At 40.5% G+C, this 22,905-nt stretch carries 20 protein-coding genes; 17 read left to right on the top strand and 3 right to left on the bottom strand.

Going from position 1 to position 22,905, the window contains the following annotated elements; translation table 11 throughout:
* Positions 1–175 precede the first annotated feature (175 nt).
* The gene (gene apf, locus TZ92_RS01165) at positions 176–811 is read left to right on the top strand and encodes an aggregation-promoting factor (RefSeq protein WP_000060322.1); all 636 of its coding nucleotides are present in this window, start codon (positions 176–178) and stop codon (positions 809–811) included.
* 51 nt (positions 812–862) lie between these two features.
* Here the strand turns inward: apf and TZ92_RS01160 are convergent, their stop codons facing one another.
* Positions 863–1,726, bottom strand: a complete 864-nt coding sequence (locus TZ92_RS01160) for a helix-turn-helix domain-containing protein (protein WP_033630470.1) — start codon at positions 1,724–1,726, stop codon at positions 863–865.
* Positions 1,727–1,909: 183 nt separating this feature from the next.
* Here TZ92_RS01160 and TZ92_RS01155 point away from each other — a divergent pair, with 183 nt between their 5' ends.
* The 9 genes from TZ92_RS01155 to TZ92_RS01115 all read left to right on the top strand — a co-directional run bounded on the left by TZ92_RS01155 (position 1,910) and on the right by TZ92_RS01115 (position 13,920).
* On the top strand, positions 1,910–4,018 hold the full coding sequence (locus TZ92_RS01155; RefSeq protein ID WP_033630469.1) for a bacteriocin-associated integral membrane family protein: 2,109 nt from the start codon (positions 1,910–1,912) through the stop codon (positions 4,016–4,018).
* The gene (locus TZ92_RS01150) at positions 4,015–4,644 is read left to right on the top strand and encodes an ABC transporter ATP-binding protein (protein WP_033630468.1); all 630 of its coding nucleotides are present in this window, start codon (positions 4,015–4,017) and stop codon (positions 4,642–4,644) included. Before TZ92_RS01155 ends, TZ92_RS01150 begins: the two co-directional genes overlap by 4 nt.
* 228 nt (positions 4,645–4,872) lie before the next feature.
* A complete protein-coding gene (locus TZ92_RS01145) occupies positions 4,873–5,679 on the top strand; it encodes an ABC transporter substrate-binding protein (protein WP_033630467.1) in 807 nt (268 codons plus the stop codon).
* A 15-nt stretch (positions 5,680–5,694) separates the two neighbouring features.
* Positions 5,695–6,891, top strand: a complete 1,197-nt coding sequence (locus tag TZ92_RS01140; RefSeq protein ID WP_033630466.1) for an argininosuccinate synthase — start codon at positions 5,695–5,697, stop codon at positions 6,889–6,891.
* A gap of 27 nt (positions 6,892–6,918) precedes the next feature.
* On the top strand, positions 6,919–8,310 hold the full coding sequence (gene argH / locus TZ92_RS01135; RefSeq protein WP_033630465.1) for an argininosuccinate lyase: 1,392 nt from the start codon (positions 6,919–6,921) through the stop codon (positions 8,308–8,310).
* A 428-nt stretch (positions 8,311–8,738) separates the two neighbouring features.
* A complete protein-coding gene (gene mnmA / locus TZ92_RS01130; RefSeq protein ID WP_007520866.1) occupies positions 8,739–9,860 on the top strand; it encodes a tRNA 2-thiouridine(34) synthase MnmA in 1,122 nt (373 codons plus the stop codon).
* Between the two features lie 140 nt (positions 9,861–10,000).
* The gene (locus tag TZ92_RS01125; protein ID WP_033630464.1) at positions 10,001–10,456 is read left to right on the top strand and encodes an NUDIX hydrolase; all 456 of its coding nucleotides are present in this window, start codon (positions 10,001–10,003) and stop codon (positions 10,454–10,456) included.
* Positions 10,457–10,464: 8 nt separating this feature from the next.
* Positions 10,465–12,378, top strand: a complete 1,914-nt coding sequence (gene mnmG / locus TZ92_RS01120; RefSeq protein WP_033630463.1) for a tRNA uridine-5-carboxymethylaminomethyl(34) synthesis enzyme MnmG — start codon at positions 10,465–10,467, stop codon at positions 12,376–12,378.
* A gap of 960 nt (positions 12,379–13,338) precedes the next feature.
* Positions 13,339–13,920 (top strand): hypothetical protein, encoded by a 582-nt coding sequence (locus TZ92_RS01115; RefSeq protein WP_033630462.1) that lies wholly within the window; start codon positions 13,339–13,341, stop codon positions 13,918–13,920.
* A gap of 199 nt (positions 13,921–14,119) precedes the next feature.
* Here the strand turns inward: TZ92_RS01115 and rnjA are convergent, their stop codons facing one another.
* Positions 14,120–15,799 carry a ribonuclease J1 gene (gene rnjA / locus TZ92_RS01110; RefSeq protein ID WP_033630461.1) on the bottom strand — a complete coding sequence of 560 codons (1,680 nt, stop codon included), beginning with the start codon at positions 15,797–15,799 and terminating at the stop codon, positions 14,120–14,122.
* A gap of 1 nt (position 15,800) precedes the next feature.
* On the bottom strand, positions 15,801–16,034 hold the full coding sequence (locus tag TZ92_RS01105; RefSeq protein WP_000639585.1) for a DNA-dependent RNA polymerase subunit epsilon: 234 nt from the start codon (positions 16,032–16,034) through the stop codon (positions 15,801–15,803).
* A 1,000-nt stretch (positions 16,035–17,034) separates the two neighbouring features.
* On the opposite strand from TZ92_RS01105, the gene TZ92_RS01095 reads away from it, so the two are divergent.
* The 7 genes from TZ92_RS01095 to TZ92_RS01065 all read left to right on the top strand — a co-directional run bounded on the left by TZ92_RS01095 (position 17,035) and on the right by TZ92_RS01065 (position 22,738).
* Entirely contained in the window at positions 17,035–17,250 is a 216-nt protein-coding gene (locus TZ92_RS01095) for a hypothetical protein (RefSeq protein ID WP_000492029.1), read from the top strand.
* A gap of 333 nt (positions 17,251–17,583) precedes the next feature.
* Entirely contained in the window at positions 17,584–18,267 is a 684-nt protein-coding gene (gene tsaB / locus TZ92_RS01090) for a tRNA (adenosine(37)-N6)-threonylcarbamoyltransferase complex dimerization subunit type 1 TsaB (RefSeq protein WP_033630459.1), read from the top strand.
* The gene (gene rimI, locus TZ92_RS01085; RefSeq protein WP_033630458.1) at positions 18,264–18,701 is read left to right on the top strand and encodes a ribosomal protein S18-alanine N-acetyltransferase; all 438 of its coding nucleotides are present in this window, start codon (positions 18,264–18,266) and stop codon (positions 18,699–18,701) included. The genes tsaB and rimI overlap by 4 nt, the downstream gene beginning before the upstream one ends.
* Positions 18,691–19,701: a tRNA (adenosine(37)-N6)-threonylcarbamoyltransferase complex transferase subunit TsaD gene (gene tsaD / locus TZ92_RS01080; RefSeq protein WP_033630457.1), complete on the top strand. Its 1,011-nt coding sequence runs from the start codon at positions 18,691–18,693 to the stop codon at positions 19,699–19,701. The genes rimI and tsaD overlap by 11 nt, the downstream gene beginning before the upstream one ends.
* A 95-nt stretch (positions 19,702–19,796) precedes the next feature.
* Complete coding sequence (locus TZ92_RS01075) at positions 19,797–20,660, top strand: XRE/MutR family transcriptional regulator (RefSeq protein ID WP_033630455.1); 864 nt, start codon at positions 19,797–19,799, stop codon at positions 20,658–20,660.
* A gap of 115 nt (positions 20,661–20,775) precedes the next feature.
* Positions 20,776–21,441, top strand: coding sequence for a CPBP family intramembrane glutamic endopeptidase (locus tag TZ92_RS01070; RefSeq protein ID WP_033630454.1), 666 nt, complete (start codon positions 20,776–20,778; stop codon positions 21,439–21,441).
* 70 nt (positions 21,442–21,511) lie between these two features.
* Positions 21,512–22,738, top strand: coding sequence for an MFS transporter (locus TZ92_RS01065; protein WP_033630453.1), 1,227 nt, complete (start codon positions 21,512–21,514; stop codon positions 22,736–22,738).
* Positions 22,739–22,905: the final 167 nt, after the last annotated feature.

Here is a 22,905-nt window from a genome sequence, read left to right as displayed (position 1 = left end):
TTATCAAAAGCTTAAAATGATTAAAGATAGTATAAAATAAGGTCTTTTGTGACAAAAACCTCCTTAAAACGGTAAATATAAAACATTTTTGTAATATTTCTACATAAAACCGTTAAACAACGGTAACATTTAAAAGGTATCATAGATATATCCAATGGAAGGAGAATTTTTAGATATGTCATTAACAACTAAAAAAATTAAAACAACTATCGCAGGAGTAGCAACTTTGCTTGCTTTCTTTGCTCCATCACTTGCATCTGCCCAAGAAACTGTAACTTACACAGTTAAATCAGGTGATACTCTTTCAGAAATCGCTGAGAAGTATAACACAACTGTTGAAAAATTGGCAGCAAAAAACAACATCAAAGATATTCACCTTATCTATGTTGACCAAGTTTTGGTTATCGAAGGAACAGCTCCATCGACAGCAACTGCAACCGCTGCAGCTTCAACAACAACTTATGAAGCACCAGCAGCTGCGGAAGAAACTGCAGAAGAAGTAACTGAAACAACAACCTATGAAGCTCCAGCCGCACCTGCAGCTCCAGCAGCAGAAAGCAACACTGCAGCAGCTTCTACTGTAAGTGGTTCTGAAGCAGAAGCCAAAGAATGGATCGCTCAAAAAGAATCAGGTGGTAGCTACACTGCTACAAACGGACGTTACATCGGACGTTACCAATTGACAGATTCATACTTGAACGGTGACTACTCAGCTGAAAACCAAGAACGTGTAGCAGATGCCTACGTTGCAGGACGTTACGGTTCATGGACAGCTGCCAAGAACTTCTGGCTTAACAACGGTTGGTATTAAGAACTAGCTAACAGAAAAATATGTAAAAGTCGAGGAAATCCCTCGACTTTTTTATATTTCCTTTGGTTGATGATAGGTCTCTACTTCTTTTTTGAGATGAGATAGCATGGAGGTTTCATCTGTTAGTTCCAGAAGGGAGAAACCTTTTTGGATAAGTTTAGAATCATCCGTACAAATCCCAATACGGACATAGCAGATAGCAAGCCTATCGTAGCTTTTCTTGTTCTTGGCGTCCTCCAGTAAAGTGTAGCAGATTTGTTGACACATATTTCTATCTTGATTGTATAAGTAAATGGTGGAGAGGTTGAGTAGGATTGCCATTCGCAAGTCATATAAATGTTGATAGTTTTTATAGACTTCTAAGCGTTGCAAGATTTTTCCAGTGATGAGATGGATATGTTCTATAGGAAAGGTAAAGAGAATGGTATTGAGGATTTTTAAGTCATTCTCGTACCAAGTGTCCTGCTTTTCTATCTTCTTCCATAGCTTCTTTACAGTATTGTTAACTTCGATTGACAGCTTTTTAGTCCCATTTTGGCGGGTATAGATAACAATTTCTAGCATATCTCGTATCTCTTTGATGGGGAGGTCGTGGTGAGTTTTGAGGTAGTCTTGACATTTTTGAAATAGTTTTTCGAGTTCACTAGTCCCTAGGATTGAGCTCATATTGAGATAGGTTTGCATAATTTCTGTGCGTTGACTTGGTTGATAAAGTTGACAGATATATTCAAACTCTTCAAAGGTCATATTGACTTGCCGAAGAAGAAACTCCATATTTTCATATTTAGGAGTTGTTTTCCCGCTTTCGATTTTTGATAGGCTGGTTCTTGAGAGAACACCCCCACAGACCTCTTCTTGGGTCAGTCCTTTTGACTCACGGATTTCTTTATAAACATTTCCAAAATCGTAGCGCATGATTTCCTCCTTATTTGTGAAAAAAGTTAACAGAAAATAGAAACTGATTAAAAATATTGTATCATAGTAGTATAAAAAGTAAAAAAGGAAGCTAAAATAATTTGTGAAAAAGGCTAACAAATTTTACGACAAGGTATATTGTATTTTATAATCAAGATGATAAAGTACTGAGGAGGTATCTTTATGAAAAAAATCAGTAATTTCTGTATGTTACTCCTGCTTCTGTGTACTACTTTTTTTGTCTTTAATGTAAACTACACACGAGAAGTGGTTCGGATTCAGGAAATGGGAAAGACTGTAGATTCTTTGGATTTGTATTTGAAAGATATTAACGAACCTGCAGCATCTGTACTTCGATTTTTTGAGGATGTATCAAAGGAATACAAAGTTTCCATCATCAAAACAGACAGTGGTGATGAGGTGGTCAAGTCTGGTGTTTTTGATAAAGATACCTTCCCCTACCAAGAGTTTGGGATTTCTTCTCTTGATTTTACCACAGATGGTGAGGGAGTTTACAGTAATAAAGAAATTTCCAATAAACTTGGTACGATTCCGACCTTTCTAAAAGCCAAACCTATTCAGCTTATGACTTTTCAAACCTATATCAAGGATACATCTCGTAGTTTAAATGGTCGCTATACGATAACTTCTACACAGGAGATGGACAAGGATAGGATTGTACAGAAATGGAGTGATTTTTTCAAGACAGACCAGGCTACCTTGCTAGAGCCGACCTACAAAAGTGCAGTGGAAGTCATAAATCGAGATTTGCTCTTATATGCCATTATTTTTGTCTTGGCTATTTTGCTTCTTGTCTTAGTAACAGTGTATCAGCCGATGATGGAAATGAAAAGAGTTGGGGTACAAAAATTACTTGGTTTTCAAGATAAGGCTGTTTTAACTGATGTTGTAAAAGGCAACCTTTACCTCCTCCTAGGTGGGGCGCTTGTGATCAATCTAGGAGTGTTTTTCTTGCTTGATTACAAGCCAAAAGATTTGTTCCCTATGTTATGGTTGTCGCATTTTTTGCTTTTGCAACTTTATCTCTTTATCAGTTGGTTGACTTACCTCTTAATCCAAAAAATGACAATCAGCTCTCTGCTGAAAAGTTTTTCATCTTTCAAATTTGGTCTACTCTTTAATTATTTGATGAAAATTGGAACTACTATTTTACTGACAGTCTTGCTAGTTGGGGTAGGAAAAAGTTTGGAGCAAGAAAACAAAGAGTTGGATTACCAGAAACAGTGGATCAGTCAAGGAAATTATCTGACCTTGGAAACTTTCCAACTCAATGATAACCTGTGGCAAGAGCAGTTGGCAGGCTCAGGGCAGGCAGTGGATTATTTCTATCGATTTTATCTGGATTTGGTAGAAAAAACGCAGGCGGGCTATGTGCAAAGTAGCAGTCTTCCTGTAAAAAATTTTGTCAAATCAGAACAGATTCAGCAATATCAGTTAACAGATACGGTGGATGTTTACTATGCTAATCGCAATTTTCTAAAGAGCAAGGGATTCAAGTTACCCGATACCGGCGCAAAAAAAGTTATTTTGATGCCAGCAAGTACGAAAGGTGAAGAAGATAAAAATCAGCTCTTGGGGAAATTAATTGCCTATCTTTCGATGAAGTATGAGGAGCAGCAAAAACGAACGATAGAGGAGATGGATATCGAGATTGCTTACTATGAAGGTGATTGGTCATTCTTCCCCTATAACGAGAAGCGAAAGGAAAATCTCTACAATCCAATTATTAGCTTGGTCAATGATTCTGATATGATGTGGGATGAAAAAGCTTCCCTTTCAACAACAGGTTTAAATAATCCCATTAAAATCGAAAATACGGCTCAACACCAAAAAGAGGTGACAGCATTAGTTGGGAAATTATCAGATGGGAATTATTTAAAATTTTCATCTATTCAAGCCATTCAACAAGATAAAGTAGATTCTTATCGAGATGCTGTTCGGAATTTTAACCTACTCTTTGCTTTGTTTGGTCTCCTTAGCATGATGATTTCCTACTTCTTATTAGTAACAACTTTCTTATTGAAGCGAACAGATATCATCACCAAGAAGTTTATGGGCTGGAAATTGATAGATCGGTATCGCTCCTTGCTGGGTCTTCTATTAGCTGTTTATAGCATTCCTTTTATGGTTTTGCTATTCTTTACACAGGCACTTTTCCCGCTCCTACTTTTTGCAGGATTTACAGGCTTAGATATCCTGTTTGTGCTTTTCTTGGGTTCTAAGATGGAAAAACGAAATGTAGTGCAGTTATTGAAAGGGGATCACTTATGATAAAGTTGGAAAATGTTACGAAAACCATTGGGAAAAAAGTTATTTTGGAGAACTTATCTCTAAAAATTAACCAAGGAGATTTAGTTGCCATTGTTGGAAAAAGTGGCAGTGGCAAGTCAACCTTGTTAAATCTCTTGGGTTTGATAGATGGCGATTACAGTGGACATTATGAAATTTTCGGTCAGCAAAATGTACCTGTCAATTCTGTTAAGTCGCAAGCGATTATCCGCGAACATATCTCCTATCTGTTTCAAAACTTTGCTCTGATTGATAATGAAACAGTAGAGTATAATCTCATGCTCGCTCTAAAGTATGTAAAATTATCCAAGAAGGACAAAGTCAAAAAGATAGAAGAAATTTTAGAGAGAGTGGGGTTGCCATCAACTCTACATCAAAAGGTTTCAGAGTTATCTGGAGGGGAACAGCAGCGAATCGCAGTTGCTAGAGCCATTTTAAAACCCAGCCAGCTCCTTTTAGCAGATGAACCAACCGGTTCTCTAGATCCTGAAAATCGAGATTTGGTTTTGAACTTTCTCTTAGATATGAACAAGGAAGGTAAAACGGTCATTATCGTTACCCACGATGCCTATGTGGCCGAACAGTGCCATCGAGTTATTGAATTGTGAAAGAGAATGTGGATAGTTCGTTGATCTCTTCATCTTACCTGTAATTGGACAATTGTATTTTTAAAAAATCAAACAGTATAAATAAGCTTATTATATGTAAAAATATATCATATAATAAGCTTTTTCTTGATTTAAATGAAATAAAATACAGTTTTTTCTTGACAAACGAAAATGAGAAGAGTATTATTTATACAATAATAAAGTATAAAAATAAAAGGAGGCTCTTCTATGAATAAAGTGAAGAAGGTGTTGATGACGATGTTTGGTTTGCTTATGTTTCCCTTATTATTTGCTTGTAGTAACACTCAATCCCAAGGTGTTGAAGCCATTAAGGCTAAAGGAAAATTGGTGGTGGCCCTAAATCCAGAGTTTGCTCCATTCGAATACCAGAAATTGGTTGATGGGAAAAATCAGATTGTAGGTTCAGATGTTGAACTAGCCAAAGCCATCGCAAAGGAACTGGGTGTAGAAGTGGAGTTCTCTCCAATGAGTTTTGACAATGTACTGGCTAGTCTTGATTCAGGAAAGGCCGATCTTGCCATATCAGGTGTTTCTAAAACGGAAGAGAGAAGTCAAGTTTACGATTTTTCAATTCCCTACTACACTTCGAAAAATAAGGTTATCGTAAGAAAATCTGAATTAACGAATTACCAATCAGTCAAGGATTTGGCTCAGAAAAAGGTTGGAGCGCAGAAAGGTTCTATCCAGGAAACTCTGGCTAAAGAAACCTTGCAGAATTCTTCTCTCGTTTCACTTCCTAAAAATGGAAATTTGATAACAGATTTAAAATCAGGGCAACTGGATGCGGTTATCTTTGAGGAACCAGTGGCAAAAGGATTTGTAGAGAATAATCCAGACCTAGCCATCGCTGAGTTTGATTTTGACAATGACAAGGAAGATTCCTACGCTGTTGCGATGAAAAAAGACAGTAAAGAATTAAAAGAGGCGGTTGACAAAACCATCCAGAAGTTGAAGGATTCTGGGGAATTGGACAAATTGATTGATGATGCTTTTAAAGCCTCTATCGAAAAATAGAAAGAAGGAAGAGAAATGAGTAAGGAAAAAGTCATTTTAGCCTATTCAGGTGGATTGGATACATCAGTTGCTATTACATGGTTAAAAAAAGACTATGATGTGATCGCTGTTTGTATGGATGTGGGTGAAGGAAAAGATTTGGAGTTCATCCACGATAAAGCTCTCAAGGTTGGGGCTGTAGAGTCTTATGTCATTGATATTAAGGAAGAATTTGCTAATGACTATGTTTTAGTGGCCCTTCAGGCTCATGCCTACTATGAACAGAAGTATCCCTTGGTATCTGCTCTGAGTCGCCCTCTTATTTCAAAAAAACTCGTTGAAATAGCTCATCAGACGGGGGCAACCACAATTGCCCATGGTTGTACAGGTAAGGGAAACGACCAAGTTCGGTTTGAAGTCTCTATTGCGGCTTTGGATCCCAATCTAAAGGTAGTTGCGCCTGTTCGTGAGTGGAAATGGTCTCGTGAAGAAGAAATCCAATATGCTAAAGAAAACGGTGTTCCAGTTCCTGCTGACCTTGACAATCCTTACTCTGTCGATCAAAATCTTTGGGGACGTGCAAATGAATGTGGTGTTTTGGAAAATCCTTGGAACCAAGCGCCGGAAGAAGCATTTGGAATCACATCTTCACCAGAAGAGGCACCAGACAGTCCAGAATTTATTGACATTGAGTTTAGCTGCGGGGTGCCCATCTCACTAAATGGTGAGAAGATGAAAGTGGCTGCTTTGATTCAAAAGCTCAATGAAATTGCGGGTAAACACGGTGTTGGTCGTATTGACCATGTGGAAAATCGCCTAGTCGGTATTAAGTCAAGAGAGATTTATGAGTGCCCAGGTGCTGTGACTTTATTGGCAGCTCATAAGGAGATTGAGGACTTGACTCTTGTGAGAGAAGTGGCTCATTTTAAACCAATTATCGAAAATGAGTTGTCCAATCTCATCTATAATGCCTTGTGGTTTAGCCCAGCAACTCAGGCTTTGATTGCCTATATCAAGGAGACACAGAAAGTTGTCAATGGAACTGCAAAAGTTAAACTTTATAAGGGGAATGCTCAGGTAGTGGCTCGGAAATCTCCAAATTCCCTTTACGATGAAAATTTGGCGACTTATACTAGTGCGGATACTTTTGACCAAGATGCGGCTGTTGGATTTATCAAGCTTTGGGGGCTTCCGACTAAGGTTTATTCAGAAGTTCAGAAAAATGTTGAGTAGTGACGCGATAGAAAGGGACGACAGGATATGTCGAAAAATACAAAATTATGGGGTGGTCGATTTGAAGGCACTGTGGAAGAGTGGGTAGAACAGTTCGGTGCGAGTATTTCCTTTGATCACCAGCTGGCAAAATTTGATTTGATGGGTTCCTTAGCTCATGTTCAAATGCTAGGACAGACTGGCATTTTGAGCTTGGAAGAGGCGGAGCAGATCCAAGATGGTCTGCAAGCTTTGTTGCGAGATTTAGAGGCAGGAGAGCTTCATTTTGATATTGCAAATGAAGATATTCATATGAATATGGAAGTGTTGCTGACAGAGAAAATTGGTTCTCTGGCTGGGAAACTACACACGGCTCGTTCTCGGAATGACCAAGTCGCAACGGATATGCACTTATATCTAAAGGAGCAACTTGGCCATGTCTTGGATAAGTTGGCGAATCTGAACAGTGTTTTGCTGGATTTGGCTGAAAAACATGTGGAAACCATCATGCCAGGCTATACTCATTTGCAACACGCCCAACCGATTAGTTTTGCCCATCATCTTATGGCTTATTACAATATGTTTCAAAGGGACAGCGAACGCTTTGCATTTAACTTGAAACATACGGACCTATCTCCCCTGGGTGCGGCTGCCTTGGCGGGGACAACTTTTCCAATCAATCGTCAATTATCGAGTGATTTATTGGGCTTCCAACAACCCTATACCAATTCCTTGGACGCAGTGAGTGACCGTGATTTTATCTTGGAATTTCTATCAAATGCCAGCATTTTGATGATGCATATGAGTCGTTTTTGTGAAGAAATCATCAATTGGTGCAGTTTTGAGTATCAATATATTAGCTTGTCTGATAGCTTTTCAACGGGTTCGTCTATCATGCCCCAGAAGAAAAATCCTGATATGGCCGAGTTGATTCGAGGGAAGACAGGCCGAGTTTACGGGAACTTGCTTGGACTATTGACCGTCATGAAGTCTTTGCCTCTGGCTTACAATAAGGATTTGCAAGAGGACAAGGAAGGCATGTTTGATACAGTAGAAACGATTTTGAATTCTCTGGATGTGCTGGCAGGTATGCTATCGAGCATGCAGGTTAATGAGGCCAAAATGCAGCAATCCACAGAGAATGATTTTTCGAATGCGACCGAACTGGCAGATTATTTGGCAGAAAAAGGTCTTCCCTTTAGAGAAGCGCATGAAATAGTAGGGAAATTGGTTTTAGACTCAATCAAGCATGGTAAAAATATTCAAGATTGGGATTTGGAGGAGTTGCAAACCTACCATCCCTTGATTGAAGAGGATATTTATATCTACTTGCGTCCAGAAACCGCTGTTCAGAGACGGAATTCCTTAGGAGGAACCGGCTTTGAGCAAGTGAAATACCAGATAGAACAAGCGAAGAAAGAACTTAAAGGGGAAAATTGATTCGTTTGCAAAGGAAGAAAGAGAGGTTGAGATGATTTATCAGCCTCTTTCTTGTCTTCTCCAACCAAGCGTGTTATAATGAATACTGCTCAAGCGACCTTCAATCGTTGAAGCACACACGACCTTCAATCGTGAACTAGTCATTTCGTTTATCTTTTATTACGTCGTTAACTCGCAATGAGATGCAAGCTGAGCTTGTCTGATTTATAACCTCAATCAGTCTTCCAGACTGATTGAGCGAACTCAAGTTATGCCTGCGACTCGTTGCCTATCATATTTTCATTTTAAGATGATAGGCTAAAATGGTCTCCCAGACCATTTTACTCCTAAAAGCAAACGAAAAGACTATACTCAAAGAAATTCTATTGAAAGTCATAGTAAATAGAATTTTGAGGGGTATAAATAAACGAATAGATGGGAGACTTACCATGAGTGATAACTCTAAAACACGTGTTGTTGTGGGGATGAGTGGTGGTGTTGATTCGTCGGTGACGGCTCTCTTGCTCAAGGAGCAGGGCTACGATGTGATCGGTATCTTCATGAAGAACTGGGATGACACAGACGAAAACGGCGTCTGTACGGCGACCGAAGATTACAAGGATGTGGCTGCAGTGGCAGACCAGATTGGCATTCCTTACTACTCTGTCAATTTTGAAAAAGAGTACTGGGACCGCGTTTTTGAGTATTTCCTAGCGGAATACCGTGCAGGGCGCACGCCAAATCCAGACGTTATGTGCAACAAGGAAATCAAGTTCAAGGCCTTTTTGGATTATGCTATGACCTTGGGTGCAGACTATGTAGCGACTGGGCATTATGCTCGAGTGGCGCGTGATGAGGATGGCATCGTTCACATGCTTCGTGGCGTGGACAATGGCAAGGACCAGACCTATTTCCTCAGTCAACTTTCGCAAGAACAACTCCAAAAAACCATGTTCCCATTGGGACATTTGGAAAAGCCTGAAGTTCGCAGACTCGCAGAAGAAGCAGGACTTGCGACTGCTAAGAAGAAAGACTCGACAGGGATTTGCTTTATCGGAGAAAAGAACTTTAAAAACTTTCTCAGCAACTATCTGCCAGCTCAGCCTGGTCGCATGATGACTGTGGATGGTCGCGATATGGGTGAGCATGCCGGCCTTATGTACTATACGATTGGTCAGCGTGGCGGACTCGGTATCGGTGGCCAACACGGTGGTGACAATGCCCCTTGGTTCGTTGTCGGAAAAGATCTAAGCAAGAATATCCTCTATGTCGGCCAAGGTTTCTACCATGATTCGCTTATGTCAACCAGCCTAGAAGCCAGTCAAGTTCATTTTACTCGTGAGATGCCAGAGGAATTTACGCTAGAATGTACGGCTAAATTCCGCTACCGTCAGCCTGATTCTAAGGTGACAGTACATGTCAAAGGAGATAAGGCAGAGGTCATCTTTGCGGAACCGCAACGCGCCATCACACCAGGACAGGCAGTTGTCTTTTACGATGGCGATGAGTGTCTCGGTGGCGGTTTGATTGATAATGCTTATCGAGATGGACAGGTTTGTCAGTACATTTAGATTGACAAATTTTCTCAATTTGCTACAATAATAAAAGCAATAGAAATGATGGTCAAAGCTCATGGATGTTGCAGGCTTTTTTGTCCTGCACTTCTTTGGAGTTTTGACTGTTTTTGTGTCGTTTAAGGGAAAGGATAAAAATGACTCAACAAGACTTTCGGACAAAAGTAGGAAATACTGTTTTTGGTGTTCGGGCGACAGCCTTGATTCTCCAAAATGGCAAGCTCCTAGTTACTAAAGACAAGGGTAAATATTACACTATCGGCGGTGCGATTCAAGTCAATGAAAGCACGGAAGACGCGGTAGTCCGTGAAGTGAAGGAAGAACTAGGTGTCAAAGCTCAAGCTGGACAGCTAGCTTTCGTAGTTGAAAATTGTTTTGAACAAGACGGTGTTTCCTATCACAACATCGAGTTTCATTATCTGGTGAACTTGCTTGAAGATGCTCCATTGACCATGCAGGAAGACGAAAAATCGCAACCTTGTGAGTGGATTGACTTGGATGAACTCCAGAATATCCAGCTAGTTCCAGCCTTTTTAAAAACAGCCCTGCCGGATTGGGACGGTCAACTAAGACACATTCATCTTGAGGAATAGGAGAGAAAATGACTTATAATTTTACGGAAGAATACGATATTATTGTAATCGGTGCGGGACACGCTGGGGTGGAGGCATCTCTAGCTGCTAGCCGTATGGGCTGTAAGGTCTTGCTTGCGACCATCAACATTGAAATGTTGGCATTCATGCCTTGTAACCCTTCTATCGGTGGTTCTGCCAAGGGGATTGTTGTGCGTGAAGTCGATGCCCTCGGTGGTGAAATGGCTAAAACCATTGACAAGACCTACATCCAGATGAAGATGCTCAACACTGGTAAGGGTCCAGCTGTCCGTGCCCTTCGTGCGCAGGCTGACAAGGAACTTTACTCTAAGGAGATGCGCAAGACGGTTGAAAATCAAGAGAACCTCACCCTTCGTCAAACCATGATTGATGAGATTTTGGTGGAAGATGGCAAGGTTGTCGGTGTTCGTACAGCGACCCATCAAGAGTATGCTGCCAAGGCTGTTATCGTGACGACAGGGACTGCCCTCCGTGGGGAAATCATCATCGGAGATCTCAAGTACTCATCAGGTCCTAACCACAGTCTAGCTTCGATTAACCTAGCTGATAACCTCAAGGAATTGGGACTCGAAATCGGTCGTTTCAAGACAGGAACTCCTCCACGTGTCAAGGCTTCCTCTATCAACTACGATGTGACAGAGATTCAGCCAGGGGACGAAGCGCCAAACCACTTCTCATACACTTCACGTGATGAGGACTATGTCAAGGACCAAGTGCCATGCTGGTTGACCTATACCAATGGAACCAGTCATGAGATTATCCAAAACAACCTCCACCGTGCGCCTATGTTTACAGGTGTAGTTAAGGGTGTAGGTCCTCGTTACTGTCCGTCGATTGAGGACAAGATTGTACGCTTTGCGGACAAGGAACGTCACCAACTCTTCCTTGAGCCAGAAGGGCGCAATACAGAGGAAGTCTATGTTCAAGGTCTTTCAACCAGTCTGCCTGAAGATGTACAGCGCGAGCTAGTTCATTCCATCAAAGGTTTGGAAAATGCTGAGATGATGCGAACTGGTTATGCTATTGAGTACGACATGGTCTTGCCTCACCAGTTGCGTGCAACTTTGGAAACCAAGAAAATCTCAGGTCTTTTCACTGCTGGTCAGACAAATGGAACATCAGGTTACGAAGAAGCTGCTGGCCAAGGGATCATCGCGGGTATCAATGCAGCTCTAAAAATCCAAGGCAAGCCTGAATTGATTTTGAAGCGCAGTGACGGCTATATTGGGGTCATGATTGATGACTTGGTGACCAAGGGAACTATTGAACCCTATCGTCTCTTGACTAGCCGTGCTGAATACCGTCTCATCCTTCGCCATGACAATGCCGATATGCGTTTGACAGAGATGGGGCGCGAGATTGGACTTGTGGACGATGAACGTTGGGCCCGCTTTGAAATCAAGAAAAATCAATTTGACAATGAGATGAAGCGCCTAGACAGTATCAAACTCAAGCCAGTCAAAGAAACCAATGCTAAGGTTGAGGAAATGGGCTTCAAGCCGTTGACTGATGCGGTGACAGCCAAGGAATTCCTTCGCCGTCCAGAAGTTTCTTACCAAGATGTGGTGGCCTTCATCGGACCAGCTGCTGAGGACTTGGATGATAAGATTATCGAATTGATTGAAACAGAAATCAAGTACGAAGGCTATATTTCCAAAGCCATGGATCAGGTTGCCAAGATGAAGCGCATGGAAGAAAAACGCATTCCAGCCAATATCGACTGGGATGACATTGATTCTATCGCGACAGAAGCTCGCCAGAAGTTCAAACTCATCAATCCAGAAACTATCGGCCAAGCAAGCCGTATTTCGGGAGTAAACCCAGCAGATATTTCCATTCTGATGGTCTATCTGGAAGGTAAAAATCGTAGTATTTCGAAGAATCAAGAAAAGAAAGTATAGAAAAAACAGCTCCGAAGACGGGGCTGTTTTGTTGACGGACTCTGGATTTATATTGCACATTTAAATATTAAATTAAAAGAAATCTTTTATGCCACTGATAAAACATTATCAAAATATTCAAAGTAATGATTAAATATACTATTGGTGGAAGAAATACTGATCTGAGATTGGCCGTTGTAAAAGCAATGATACTAATATTGAATATTGAATACAAGAGAATAAGGGTTTTAGAAACATAAGTGATAAATATTCTAAAAGTTTTTTGCTTTTAATTTCTAGGACATTTGTTACTTATTATAATTTATAGAGCTATATTCATAAATAAATTTGACATTGAAATTATTTTATGATAAAATGAAAGCGTTAACAAAAGTATTTAGCTAAACTAGAAGGGAGGGGTCTGTCAGTAGTTGTTTTGCTGAATACACTATTCGTCTTTTAGTTTATACTTTATACTTTCAAAATTGGGAGATATATACAAATTTCAAATGTAGGTGCGGAGGTTGACCAGAGAATAGTACCTATCACTTGGTAGCTGAAACGATTGTCTCGCCTAAGATTCTTTGAGCGGATTTTAGGCGAGACATCGTTACACTAACCCTAGTCCTTGCATTTTATCACGAATAAAAAGACACTTCTCTCTATAAGAAGTTCCCATTTTTTGAAAAATAAAGTATTGTGGAAGGGGATGATTAAAATTAGAAAAATAAATCCAGATATCTTATTTCTATGTGGTGTTTTGGTCATATGTTGCTGTCTTTTGCTTTTTCATATAAATCCTTACCATGTAGTTGATGATGAACCAATGTTAAAAATACAATCTATATTTTGGAGTTTGTTGTGGCGTCCAGTTCCATCTTTAGGAATGATGGTAGGGGTAATCATGATTTTTAAGAGTTTGAAAAAATAATATCATTTTATTTTTCGTCTTCGATTTTCTAGTTAGAATGGAGATTGGATATGAACAGACTTAAGTTGATATTCTTATTGTTGTTTAGCTTGCTCACTTTTGGAATATTTTTAGATGTCAAAGCAGATACTATTCCAGGTTCTGATTTTGAAGTGGTATCAGAGTTGGTATTAAAAGAAAATAAAACTGGGGTAATTTATGAGTTTGAAAATTTAGAAACTAGAGAACAATTTTTAAAATCTAGAAACACAACGCCTTCTAGTGCAAGTTCATTCCGTTCTTATGGAGTGAGTAGTGTCCGTAGAACATACCTCAGCTCTTACCGTGATACAGCGGTTTCTGGACGAGTTTCTTATACTGTTTATGGGGGGAGCTCAGGAGCTAGTGTGTCAATATCATCAGGACAAAGTTTTTCTTCTTCTGAGTATGGAATAGGTTTTACTTATGGAAGCGCAGCCACTCATTTTGTTCCGCCTTATAAATATGGTTATATAGTTTTGAAAGCTTCTTTTACAGTTAATATTTATAAATTAGAGGTTAAATATCAAGGAACTAATGAATGGCGTCCAGCTGGACGGATTAAGACATTTAGTAACCAAAATGTTTGGACCGAGTTGAGAACTTACAGTTAATTACTTTATATAATAAAAGAAAAAATATAACATACTAGAAAAACGAAGATGTGGTGCATAAGCACATCAAATTCCTGAGGAACTGATAGTCCTCAGGAATTTTTACTTAAATAAAGCTCACACAATAATGAAGTACACCCCAAAAGTAAGAGACAAACTCCAACTTTTGGGGTGTGCTTCATAGATGAGGGATGATTTATTATTCTTCATCTGGTGTGAGGATCATAGGGATAATGATCGGTTCACGTTCCGTATTTTCATAGAGGAAGGGGCGAATGGCGTTGACAATGGCACCATTGACAGACTGCACGCTAGTATCTTTGTTTTTCAATGCGATACGAATAGCATTGAAGAGGATACGTTGGCTTTGGCGAATCAAGTCGCCAGACTCTCTCATGTAGACAAAGCCTCGACTAAGGATGTCTGGACCAGACAGAATCATCTGCGATTTGAAGTCAACAGTTGCGACTGCCAGAACGACACCGTCTTCAGATAGATCACGACGATCTTTGAGGACAGCAGCACCGATTTCACCGATACGATTTCCATCGACATAGATATCTTGGGCATTGAAGTGGCCTGCGATACGAGCAGAGTTAGCAGTAAGGGCAAGTACATCACCATTGCTCATGATAAAGATATTGTCCTTCTCGACACCAGTATCCACTGCTAGTCCAGCGTGGACTTTCTGCATGCGGTATTCACCATGGACAGGCATGAAGTATTTTGGCTTGATCAAGCGGAGCATGAGTTTTTGCTCTTGCTGACCACCGTGTCCAGAGGTGTGGATATTGTTAATCTTACCGTGGATGACTTCGACACCAGCTTCCGAGATAATGTTAATCAGCTTGTTGACGCTAGTCGTGTTTCCAGGGATTGGGCTAGAAGAGAAGATAACGGTATCGCCGGGTTGGAGTTGCACCTGACGGTGGGTTCCGTTAGCGATACGAGAGAGGGCCGCCATTGGCTCCCCTTGACTACCTGTACAGAGGATCAGAACCTCGCCTGCAGGATAGTCTTTGATTTCATTTGGCTCGATAAAGGTTCCCTTAGGAGCTTTGATGTAGCCAAGCTCGATCCCGTTGACAATGGCTTTTTCCATCGAACGTCCAAAGACAGCAATCTTGCGTCCAGTTTTAACAGCAGCATCCGTTGCTTGCTGGAGACGGAAGATATTTGAGGCAAAGGATGCGAAGATGATACGTCCTTCGATGCCTTGGATAATCTTCATGATGGACTGACCAACGACTTTTTCAGAGTTGGTAAAGGTTGGCACTTCCGCATTTGTCGAGTCAGACAGGAGACAGAGCACGCCTTCTTCACCAAGGGCTGCCATCCGGTGCAAGTCCGCAGGTTCCCCAACTGGAGTAAAGTCAAACTTAAAGTCACCTGTACAGACGATTTTTCCTTGAGGGGTATGAATGACAATCCCCAAAGGCTCTGGAATAGAGTGAGTGGTTCTAAAGAAAGTTGCCTTGAGATTTTTAAAGGTCAACTCAGTGTTGTGATTGATTTCGTAAAGTTTGGCGTTGCGCAAGAGGCCGTGTTCTTCGAGTTTTCCACGGATCAAAGCCAAGGCAAGTGGTCCAGCATAGATAGGGACATTTGCTTGCTTGAGCAGGAATGGAATCCCACCGATGTGGTCCTCGTGTCCGTGGGTAATCAAAACAGCCTTGACGCGGTCGATATTGTCTACGATGTAAGAGTAGTCGGGGATAACGTAGTCGATACCCAGCAAGTCATCTTCTGGAAATTTAATCCCAGCATCAACGATGATAATCTCATCTTGGTATTCAATTCCGTATGTGTTTTTCCCGATTTCTCCCAGACCACCGATGGCAAAAACGCCGACTTCTTCAGGTTTAAGAGTGTAGGCCATATTAGAACTCCGTAATCTCGAAAGCGCCAGTTTCTTTTTCGTAATCTAGCAATTTGTCAGACAAGAGTTCGATGAATTCGATGTTGTACTCTGGGCGGTTTTCTTCGACAAGTTGGCGAGCAGCGATACGGCCCTCAAGTTCTGAGCTGGCATCGATGTCTAGGTAAAGTGAGCGTGTTGTTTCACGACGTGGGCTACGTTCTTTTGTTTCTTGATAAAAAACTTTGTAAATCATATATTTCCTTTCTATTTACAGGTCAGCTTATTCCAAACTTTTAGCAGAGATTTGCTTAATTTCATTCCATTTTGTGTCTAGATTGACCTTGATTCGTTACAATTATTTCAATTATACCACAAAATGAAAAATTAGTAAAAGACGGAAATGGAGAAAGTCGGGAGGGAAAGAGGAAGCAAAAAGACAGGTAGGATTTGGTCGGAGAGCGCTTAGGTGTTATAATTAAAGGGGGAATCTAAAGAGATAGTGGATTTAAGGAAGAATATAGTTCTAGTTTCATTAATCGTTGGAGTGGATGGTTGGGACAGAATGATATCTTTGAAAAAAGAAAAAGCTCTTGAGAAATCTCAAGAGCAAATAAAAAGGCTGAGACAAAACTCGGGGATTTTCCTGGAGCAGTCCAGATGGCAGCACCTCTACCTGAAGCGAATGCATCGCAACCTTTGAATGACTTGTCACCAAATCAAACTCGATCTCAGCCTTTACTTAATTCTATCATCTATGAGGCTAAGAAGTCAATCTATAAGTATAACGATGTAGAAATAGCATGGAGTGGAGCGCTTACTAAAAGGTAAAGACAAGCACTTAATTTAAGAGTAAGCAAAAAGAGAGGACCAATGGTAGTCAGGGGTCTTTACAGCTCAAAGCTGAGGGCAGTCCCACACCCGTACCAGAAGTTGGTACCTTTGAACGCTCTGTCACCAGTCGCCCTATGTTATCCTCTCGATATTTATACTTTACTATAACTTACTGAGGGAATCAACTTTAAAAGCATCAAAAAGCTCCTGACCGAAGTCAAGAGCCGTCAAACACTGGGGGCGAATTGTTCAATCGCAATTTCAGTTCTTTAGAAACCAAAGTTTCAGGGATAGCACTGCAACCCGAAGAGTCAACGACTCAACCTGATTTTCCTATCAGTGTTGAATTACATTTTAACATTGATAGAACAACATTGTCAACAGTTTATATAAAAATAGGAATACCAAAAGGAGGATTAAGAATGTTTAGTTTGTTTGAATTTGCAGTAGGGGTTCGCCTCTTGATGTTTGTAGTCTTTGTAGCTTGTGTCTATGGGGGGAATGCCCTGTTTGTTCATCTGGAACACCGCAAAACAAAGTTCCTTTGGAAGCTTGCTTTTGTGACGCTCTATTCAATTTTTCTCCTCCTGGTTACCTATGTTGTCTGGCTCGTTTTCTACTTTGGTTTAAATGCCTAAAGTCAATTATTCCTCTAGATATACAGAAAATCCACCTCGTCTTGATAGATGGGATGGACTTTTTCTATTTTTAGGTGATATCTTTATTTTTACGACGATGTTCTTTCGTATCAAAAATCGAGTTGAAACATAAATGCCTGATCCAAATTTTTTACAAAGAACTTTTCAATTTCCTTGTTCACTTTTCTATTCAAAAAAGCTACAACTTTTTTGAATTTTTTGTGCAGAATTGCTTGTTTAAGTGGCAGGCACTTTTGTTTCAAAATAAAGAAAATTCCCATGCGCTGGCTTTTGTAGTATAATAGTAAACAGACAAAAAGATAGGAATGTGTTATGAAAGTATTAGCTTTTGATACGTCCAGCAAGGCTCTTTCTCTCGCTATTTTAGAGGACAAGCAGGTTCTTGCCGAGACGACGATTAATATCAAGAAAAATCACAGTATTACCCTCATGCCTGCCATTGATTTTTTGATGGCCAGTTTGGACTGGACACCCAAGGATTTGGACCGAATCGTGGTAGCGGAAGGACCAGGTAGTTATACAGGTTTGCGAATTGCGGTAGCAACTGCCAAGACCTTGGCTCATACCCTGAACATTGAGTTGGTTGGTATGTCGAGTCTATTGTCTCTGGTACCACGCCAACAAGGAGGCTTCCTTGTTCCCTTGATGGATGCGCGTCGCAACAATGTTTATGCAGGATTTTATGAAAATGCCAAACCTGTCATGCCAGAAGCACACTTGTCCTTTGCGGAAGTGCTAGAAAAAGTCACGGATGCTGAACAGGTGACCTTTGTCGGAGAAGTTGGCCCCTTTGTGGAGCAGATCCAAGAACAGCTACCACAAGCTAGCTACCAAGAGACCTTGCCAAATGCAGAGAATCTTGCTCTTTGGGCTTGGGACAAGAAAGCAGACTCCTTGCACGACTTTGTACCAAATTACCTCAAACGTGTTGAAGCTGAGGAAAACTGGCTCAAGAACCACTCCGAGTCTGGCGCGCCTTACATTAAACGCCTATGATCGAAATCAAACGAATCCAAAGACAGCTTGACCTAGCTCAATCTACCTATGCTATCATGGCAGCTGTTTACCCAGTCAGTCCTTGGACGCTGGAACAAATTCAAGCAGACCTGTCCCAAGACCAGACTTGGTACGCTCTGGCTTATGATGGGGCAGAAGTGATTGGTTTTCTAGCTGTTCAGGAGAATCTCTTTGAGGCAGAAGTCTTGCAAATCGCTGTCAAAAAAGCCTATCAGGGTCAGGGAATTGCGTCAGCCTTGTTTGCTCAATTGCCAGCGGATAAGGAGATTTTCCTAGAAGTCAGAAAGTCAAACCAACGAGCGCAAGCATTTTACAAGAAAGAAAAGATGGCGATCATCGCTGAGCGAAAGGCCTACTACCATGACCCAGTCGAGGACGCCATCATCATGAAGAGAGAAATAGATGAAGGATAGATATATTTTAGCATTTGAGACATCCTGTGATGAGACCAGTGTCGCCGTACTGAAAAACGATGATGAGCTCTTGTCCAATGTCATTGCGAGTCAAATTGAGAGTCACAAACGTTTTGGGGGCGTAGTGCCAGAAGTAGCCAGCCGTCACCATGTCGAGGTTATTACAGCCTGCATCGAGGAGGCGCTAGCAGAAGCAGGGATTACTGAAGAGGACTTAACAGCTGTGGCGGTTACCTACGGACCAGGATTGGTCGGAGCCTTGCTAGTTGGTTTGTCAGCTGCCAAGGCCTTTGCTTGGGCTCATGGACTTCCGCTGATCCCCGTGAATCACATGGCGGGTCACCTCATGGCAGCTCAAAGCGTGGAGCCTTTGGAGTTTCCCTTGCTAGCTCTCTTGGTCAGCGGTGGGCACACGGAGTTGGTCTATGTTTCTGAGGCTGGGGATTATAAGATTGTTGGGGAAACGCGGGACGATGCAGTTGGTGAGGCCTATGATAAGGTCGGTCGTGTCATGGGCTTGACTTATCCAGCAGGTCGCGAGATTGACGAGCTGGCCCATCAAGGTCAGGATGTTTATTCTTTCCCACGTGCTATGATTAAGGAAGATAATCTGGAGTTTTCATTCTCAGGTTTGAAGTCTGCCTTTATCAATCTTCACCACAATGCCGAGCAAAAGGGAGAAAGCTTGTCCAAGGAAGACCTGTCAGCATCTTTCCAAGCAGCAGTCATGGATATTCTTATGGCAAAAACCAAGAAAGCCTTGGGGAAATACCCTGTTAAAACTCTAGTTGTTGCAGGTGGCGTGGCAGCTAATAAAGGGCTCAGAGAACGCCTAGCAGCTGAAATCACAGATGTCAAGGTTATCATCCCACCTCTACGCCTTTGCGGAGACAATGCAGGTATGATTGCCTATGCTAGCGTCAGCGAGTGGAATAAAGAAAACTTTGCAGGCTTGGACCTCAATGCCAAACCAAGTCTCGCCTTTGATACCATGGAATAAAGAGTCAGCTTGAAGCTGGCTTTTTTGCTAAAATATTTTATAATATGATAAAAAAGAAAAGTTTTTACGAATAGAATAGTAAAGGGAGTTTGGCCATGATTGAAAAAATGGAATTAGGAGAATTTTATAAGGAATTGCGTCTGGCGAGAAAACTCAAGCAATCAGATGTAGCTTGTGCTGGACTAACAGCATCCCAGCTATCCAAGTTTGAACTGGGACAGTCTATGCTGTCTGCAGATAAGCTGATTCTAGCTATCCAAGGGATAAATGTGACCTTTGATGAGTTTGGGCACAAGCTCAACAACTATCAAGAATCTCCGCATATGAAATTTGGTAGAAGGGTTGTGGATCGCTTTGCCCATCAAGATATAGCAGGTTTAGAGCAACTATTAGAGAAGGTCGAGCAGGAACAGATGGCGCAGACTTATCGTCGTTTGAACGCTATTGTAATCAAAGATGCCATCCATTCCTTAGATAAAAGGTATCCGCTAGAAGAGGAGGATAGTGAGTTTTTAACTACTTACCTCTATGCTATCGAGTCTTGGACCTGGTTTGAACTTTATCTTTTTTGCAATACCATGCCCTTCTTGAGCAATCAAGATCTGATTTTTTTATCTACCTCTTTACTTGAAAAATCCAAGGAATTTAAAGAGTTAGTACACAATCAATTGTATATGAAACAAGGGCTGTTAAATATCATCTCAGAGCTCATGGAGCGCAAACTTTTTTCTTATATCCCAATCTTTGAAGCCGAGTTGGAGAGTATGCTCCGACCATACGATGTTTTTGAGAAATTATTGTGGCAGTTTTTAAAGAAGATGAGCATTTTCCTCCAAACCAAAGGAAGCAATCAAAAAGAGATTGAAAATTTTATCCAATCTCTACAAATATTAGAGAATCCTCAATTAACAGCCCTTTTTGAACTACGCTTACAGCAATATAAAGACCTTATCGATTAACAAACAATCGCAAAAATGAAATTTCTATAAGAAAAAATGTCAAATATGCGATTTTCTAAAATAGGGCATTTTTCGTGTTATACTGTCTTTATTTCATAGTATAGGAGAAAATAAAATGAAAAAGATAATCTCACGCTACTACTTGTTTGTAACTATTCTACTTGTCATTGCTGACCAGTTCTTCATTCGTTTGCTTTTACATACCGATCTTGCTGCTGGTCTATCCGACTTTTCCTATTATTTGTCGGATATGCTGTTGAATTTTCTTGTGGTTCTGCTTGCTATTATTGTTATGGTTTGGTCAGGTAAATGGCAGAAAATTAACAGTCGAAAATTTAGAGGTTCCTATCTTTTTTATTCCTTTTTAGCTCTTCTTGCTTTTGTTGTTTGGAATTTCGTTACCTTTTTTCTTTTCCCATCTACCAAAAATGAAATTGCTTATCAACTGGATGTTCCTACTTTTACGGGAGCAACGGCATTTTTGATGTATTTTTTCTATCCTGTAATTGCAGGTCCCATTTTTGAAGAGATGATTTATCGTGGGTTGGTGATGACTGCTCTGGAAAAAGGAAAGAAATGGGGACTGGATGTGCTCGGTTCTGCTGCTTTGTTTGGAATCTTGCACATTAGTAATCACGGTTGGGTCTTGACAGACTTTTTCGTATATATGGGTGGCGGTCTCATACTTGCAGTCTTGTTTAGAGTGACAAAGTCCATTTATTGGCCTATTGGGCTACATATAGTTTACAATGGCATTGGTCAAATTTTACCGTTGCTGTAATTTTAGGTGCTCAGCATTATTGGTCTATCCTTGGGGAAAACTTCCCGTTTGAACTCAAAAAGGAGTTGCGATGAAAGTATTTATTCAAAATAGAGATTTTAGGCAATTAACCATCAACCAGTGGATTTCAACGGTTGGGGATACGATTTTTTATCTTGCTTTTTTGAATTATGTGGCAGACGCTTCGTTTGCCCCCTTGGCGATTTTACTCATTACGATTTCAGAGACTGTTCCTCAAGTTCTGCAAATCTTTATGGGAGTTTTGGCTGACTTTCAATATCATCGTGTTCTAAAGTATACGGTTATTAGTTTTGTCAAATTTGTACTTTATTCTATAGTGGCACTTTCGCTTTCAGGGCAGTCCTTTTCATTATGGCTCGTATTCTTTATTTGTTTAATGAACCTCTTGTCGGATACATTGAGTTACTTTTCAGGAGCCATGCTAACTCCTATTTTTATAAGAATCATTGGGAAAGAACATCTGACAGAAGCCATTGGCTTTAAACAATCAACAGTTAGTTTAGTTCGGACAATCAGTAATATTCTAGGAGGGATTTTACTAGGAATTCTTTCCATTCAGTTTATTTCTTTGCTAAACGCTCTGACATTTCTGATAGCCTTTGTAGGTATTCTCTTTATAAAAAATGATCTTTTGAAAGTTGAAAAAACAATTAGCTATCAAGAAGGTCTTTCTATAAAATCGTTTTGCCAGCATTTGTTCCAATCATCAAAATTGATCTGGAATATGGATAGAGTAATCTTCATTTTATTTATTGTCTCTATCAGCCAAGCTGTGATCAATGTCACTGTTCCTATTTCGACTCTTTTTTTAAGAAACCAACCGTTTTTGAATTTACAAACCGGTCAATCACTCGCTTTGTTATCAACACTAGAATTGTTAGCACTTATTGTCGGAAGTCTTGTAAGTGGCTATCTAAAAAATACGATTTCTATAAAAACAGCTCTCTACGCCTCAGTCATCATCCAGTTACTCCTTCTAGTAGGATTTGCCACAGTTCATTTTGGTTTGATTCTGCTTTTCAGCTCCTTGGATGCCTTCATCGCAGGGTTACTCTCTCCTAGATTGCAAGAACTCGTCTTTAAACAAATACCTGAGGAGTCAATGGGAGCGGTTCAATCCTCTATTGGTGCTATTACGGTTGTTTTACCAAGTCTATTCACAATCGTTTTCGTAACGATTGCTACAAGTTTTGGGACCCTAGCGGTCAGCTTTATTCTATTGCTATTACTCTTAACCGCATTTGTCATGCTCTTGAATATTCGTGAGAGCATTTAGTAGGGAACTTTGATTTAACTTTTGTTCATACGGTAAGGCTGGCTTCCCAGTCTTTTTCTTATCTCCAATATCTAATAATAGTCCTTGTTCAATGCCTTGTTACCTTAAATGAAAAAGTAATTTTAGAATCTAACCACGGAATCTGACTCTATCAAAGTTTGTCAATC

Source organism: Streptococcus oralis subsp. oralis (assembly GCF_000960035.1).
In the GTDB taxonomy this organism is placed as follows: Bacteria; Bacillota; Bacilli; order Lactobacillales; family Streptococcaceae; genus Streptococcus; species Streptococcus oralis_G.
This window is presented reverse-complemented; position numbering and strand designations above follow the sequence as displayed.

What these genes read in the sequence shown, in the direction of transcription:
- apf (WP_000060322.1), top strand. Translation starts at nt 176, where the DNA reads ATGTCATTAACAACTAAAAAAATTAAAACAACTATCGCAGGAGTAGCA.
- TZ92_RS01160 (WP_033630470.1), bottom strand. Translation starts at nt 1,726, where the DNA reads ATGCGCTACGATTTTGGAAATGTTTATAAAGAAATCCGTGAGTCAAAA.
- TZ92_RS01155 (WP_033630469.1), top strand. Translation starts at nt 1,910, where the DNA reads ATGAAAAAAATCAGTAATTTCTGTATGTTACTCCTGCTTCTGTGTACT.
- TZ92_RS01150 (WP_033630468.1), top strand. Translation starts at nt 4,015, where the DNA reads ATGATAAAGTTGGAAAATGTTACGAAAACCATTGGGAAAAAAGTTATT.
- TZ92_RS01145 (WP_033630467.1), top strand. Translation starts at nt 4,873, where the DNA reads ATGAATAAAGTGAAGAAGGTGTTGATGACGATGTTTGGTTTGCTTATG.
- TZ92_RS01140 (WP_033630466.1), top strand. Translation starts at nt 5,695, where the DNA reads ATGAGTAAGGAAAAAGTCATTTTAGCCTATTCAGGTGGATTGGATACA.
- argH (WP_033630465.1), top strand. Translation starts at nt 6,919, where the DNA reads ATGTCGAAAAATACAAAATTATGGGGTGGTCGATTTGAAGGCACTGTG.
- mnmA (WP_007520866.1), top strand. Translation starts at nt 8,739, where the DNA reads ATGAGTGATAACTCTAAAACACGTGTTGTTGTGGGGATGAGTGGTGGT.
- TZ92_RS01125 (WP_033630464.1), top strand. Translation starts at nt 10,001, where the DNA reads ATGACTCAACAAGACTTTCGGACAAAAGTAGGAAATACTGTTTTTGGT.
- mnmG (WP_033630463.1), top strand. Translation starts at nt 10,465, where the DNA reads ATGACTTATAATTTTACGGAAGAATACGATATTATTGTAATCGGTGCG.
- TZ92_RS01115 (WP_033630462.1), top strand. Translation starts at nt 13,339, where the DNA reads ATGAACAGACTTAAGTTGATATTCTTATTGTTGTTTAGCTTGCTCACT.
- rnjA (WP_033630461.1), bottom strand. Translation starts at nt 15,799, where the DNA reads ATGGCCTACACTCTTAAACCTGAAGAAGTCGGCGTTTTTGCCATCGGT.
- TZ92_RS01105 (WP_000639585.1), bottom strand. Translation starts at nt 16,034, where the DNA reads ATGATTTACAAAGTTTTTTATCAAGAAACAAAAGAACGTAGCCCACGT.
- TZ92_RS01095 (WP_000492029.1), top strand. Translation starts at nt 17,035, where the DNA reads ATGTTTAGTTTGTTTGAATTTGCAGTAGGGGTTCGCCTCTTGATGTTT.
- tsaB (WP_033630459.1), top strand. Translation starts at nt 17,584, where the DNA reads ATGAAAGTATTAGCTTTTGATACGTCCAGCAAGGCTCTTTCTCTCGCT.
- rimI (WP_033630458.1), top strand. Translation starts at nt 18,264, where the DNA reads ATGATCGAAATCAAACGAATCCAAAGACAGCTTGACCTAGCTCAATCT.
- tsaD (WP_033630457.1), top strand. Translation starts at nt 18,691, where the DNA reads ATGAAGGATAGATATATTTTAGCATTTGAGACATCCTGTGATGAGACC.
- TZ92_RS01075 (WP_033630455.1), top strand. Translation starts at nt 19,797, where the DNA reads ATGATTGAAAAAATGGAATTAGGAGAATTTTATAAGGAATTGCGTCTG.
- TZ92_RS01070 (WP_033630454.1), top strand. Translation starts at nt 20,776, where the DNA reads ATGAAAAAGATAATCTCACGCTACTACTTGTTTGTAACTATTCTACTT.
- TZ92_RS01065 (WP_033630453.1), top strand. Translation starts at nt 21,512, where the DNA reads ATGAAAGTATTTATTCAAAATAGAGATTTTAGGCAATTAACCATCAAC.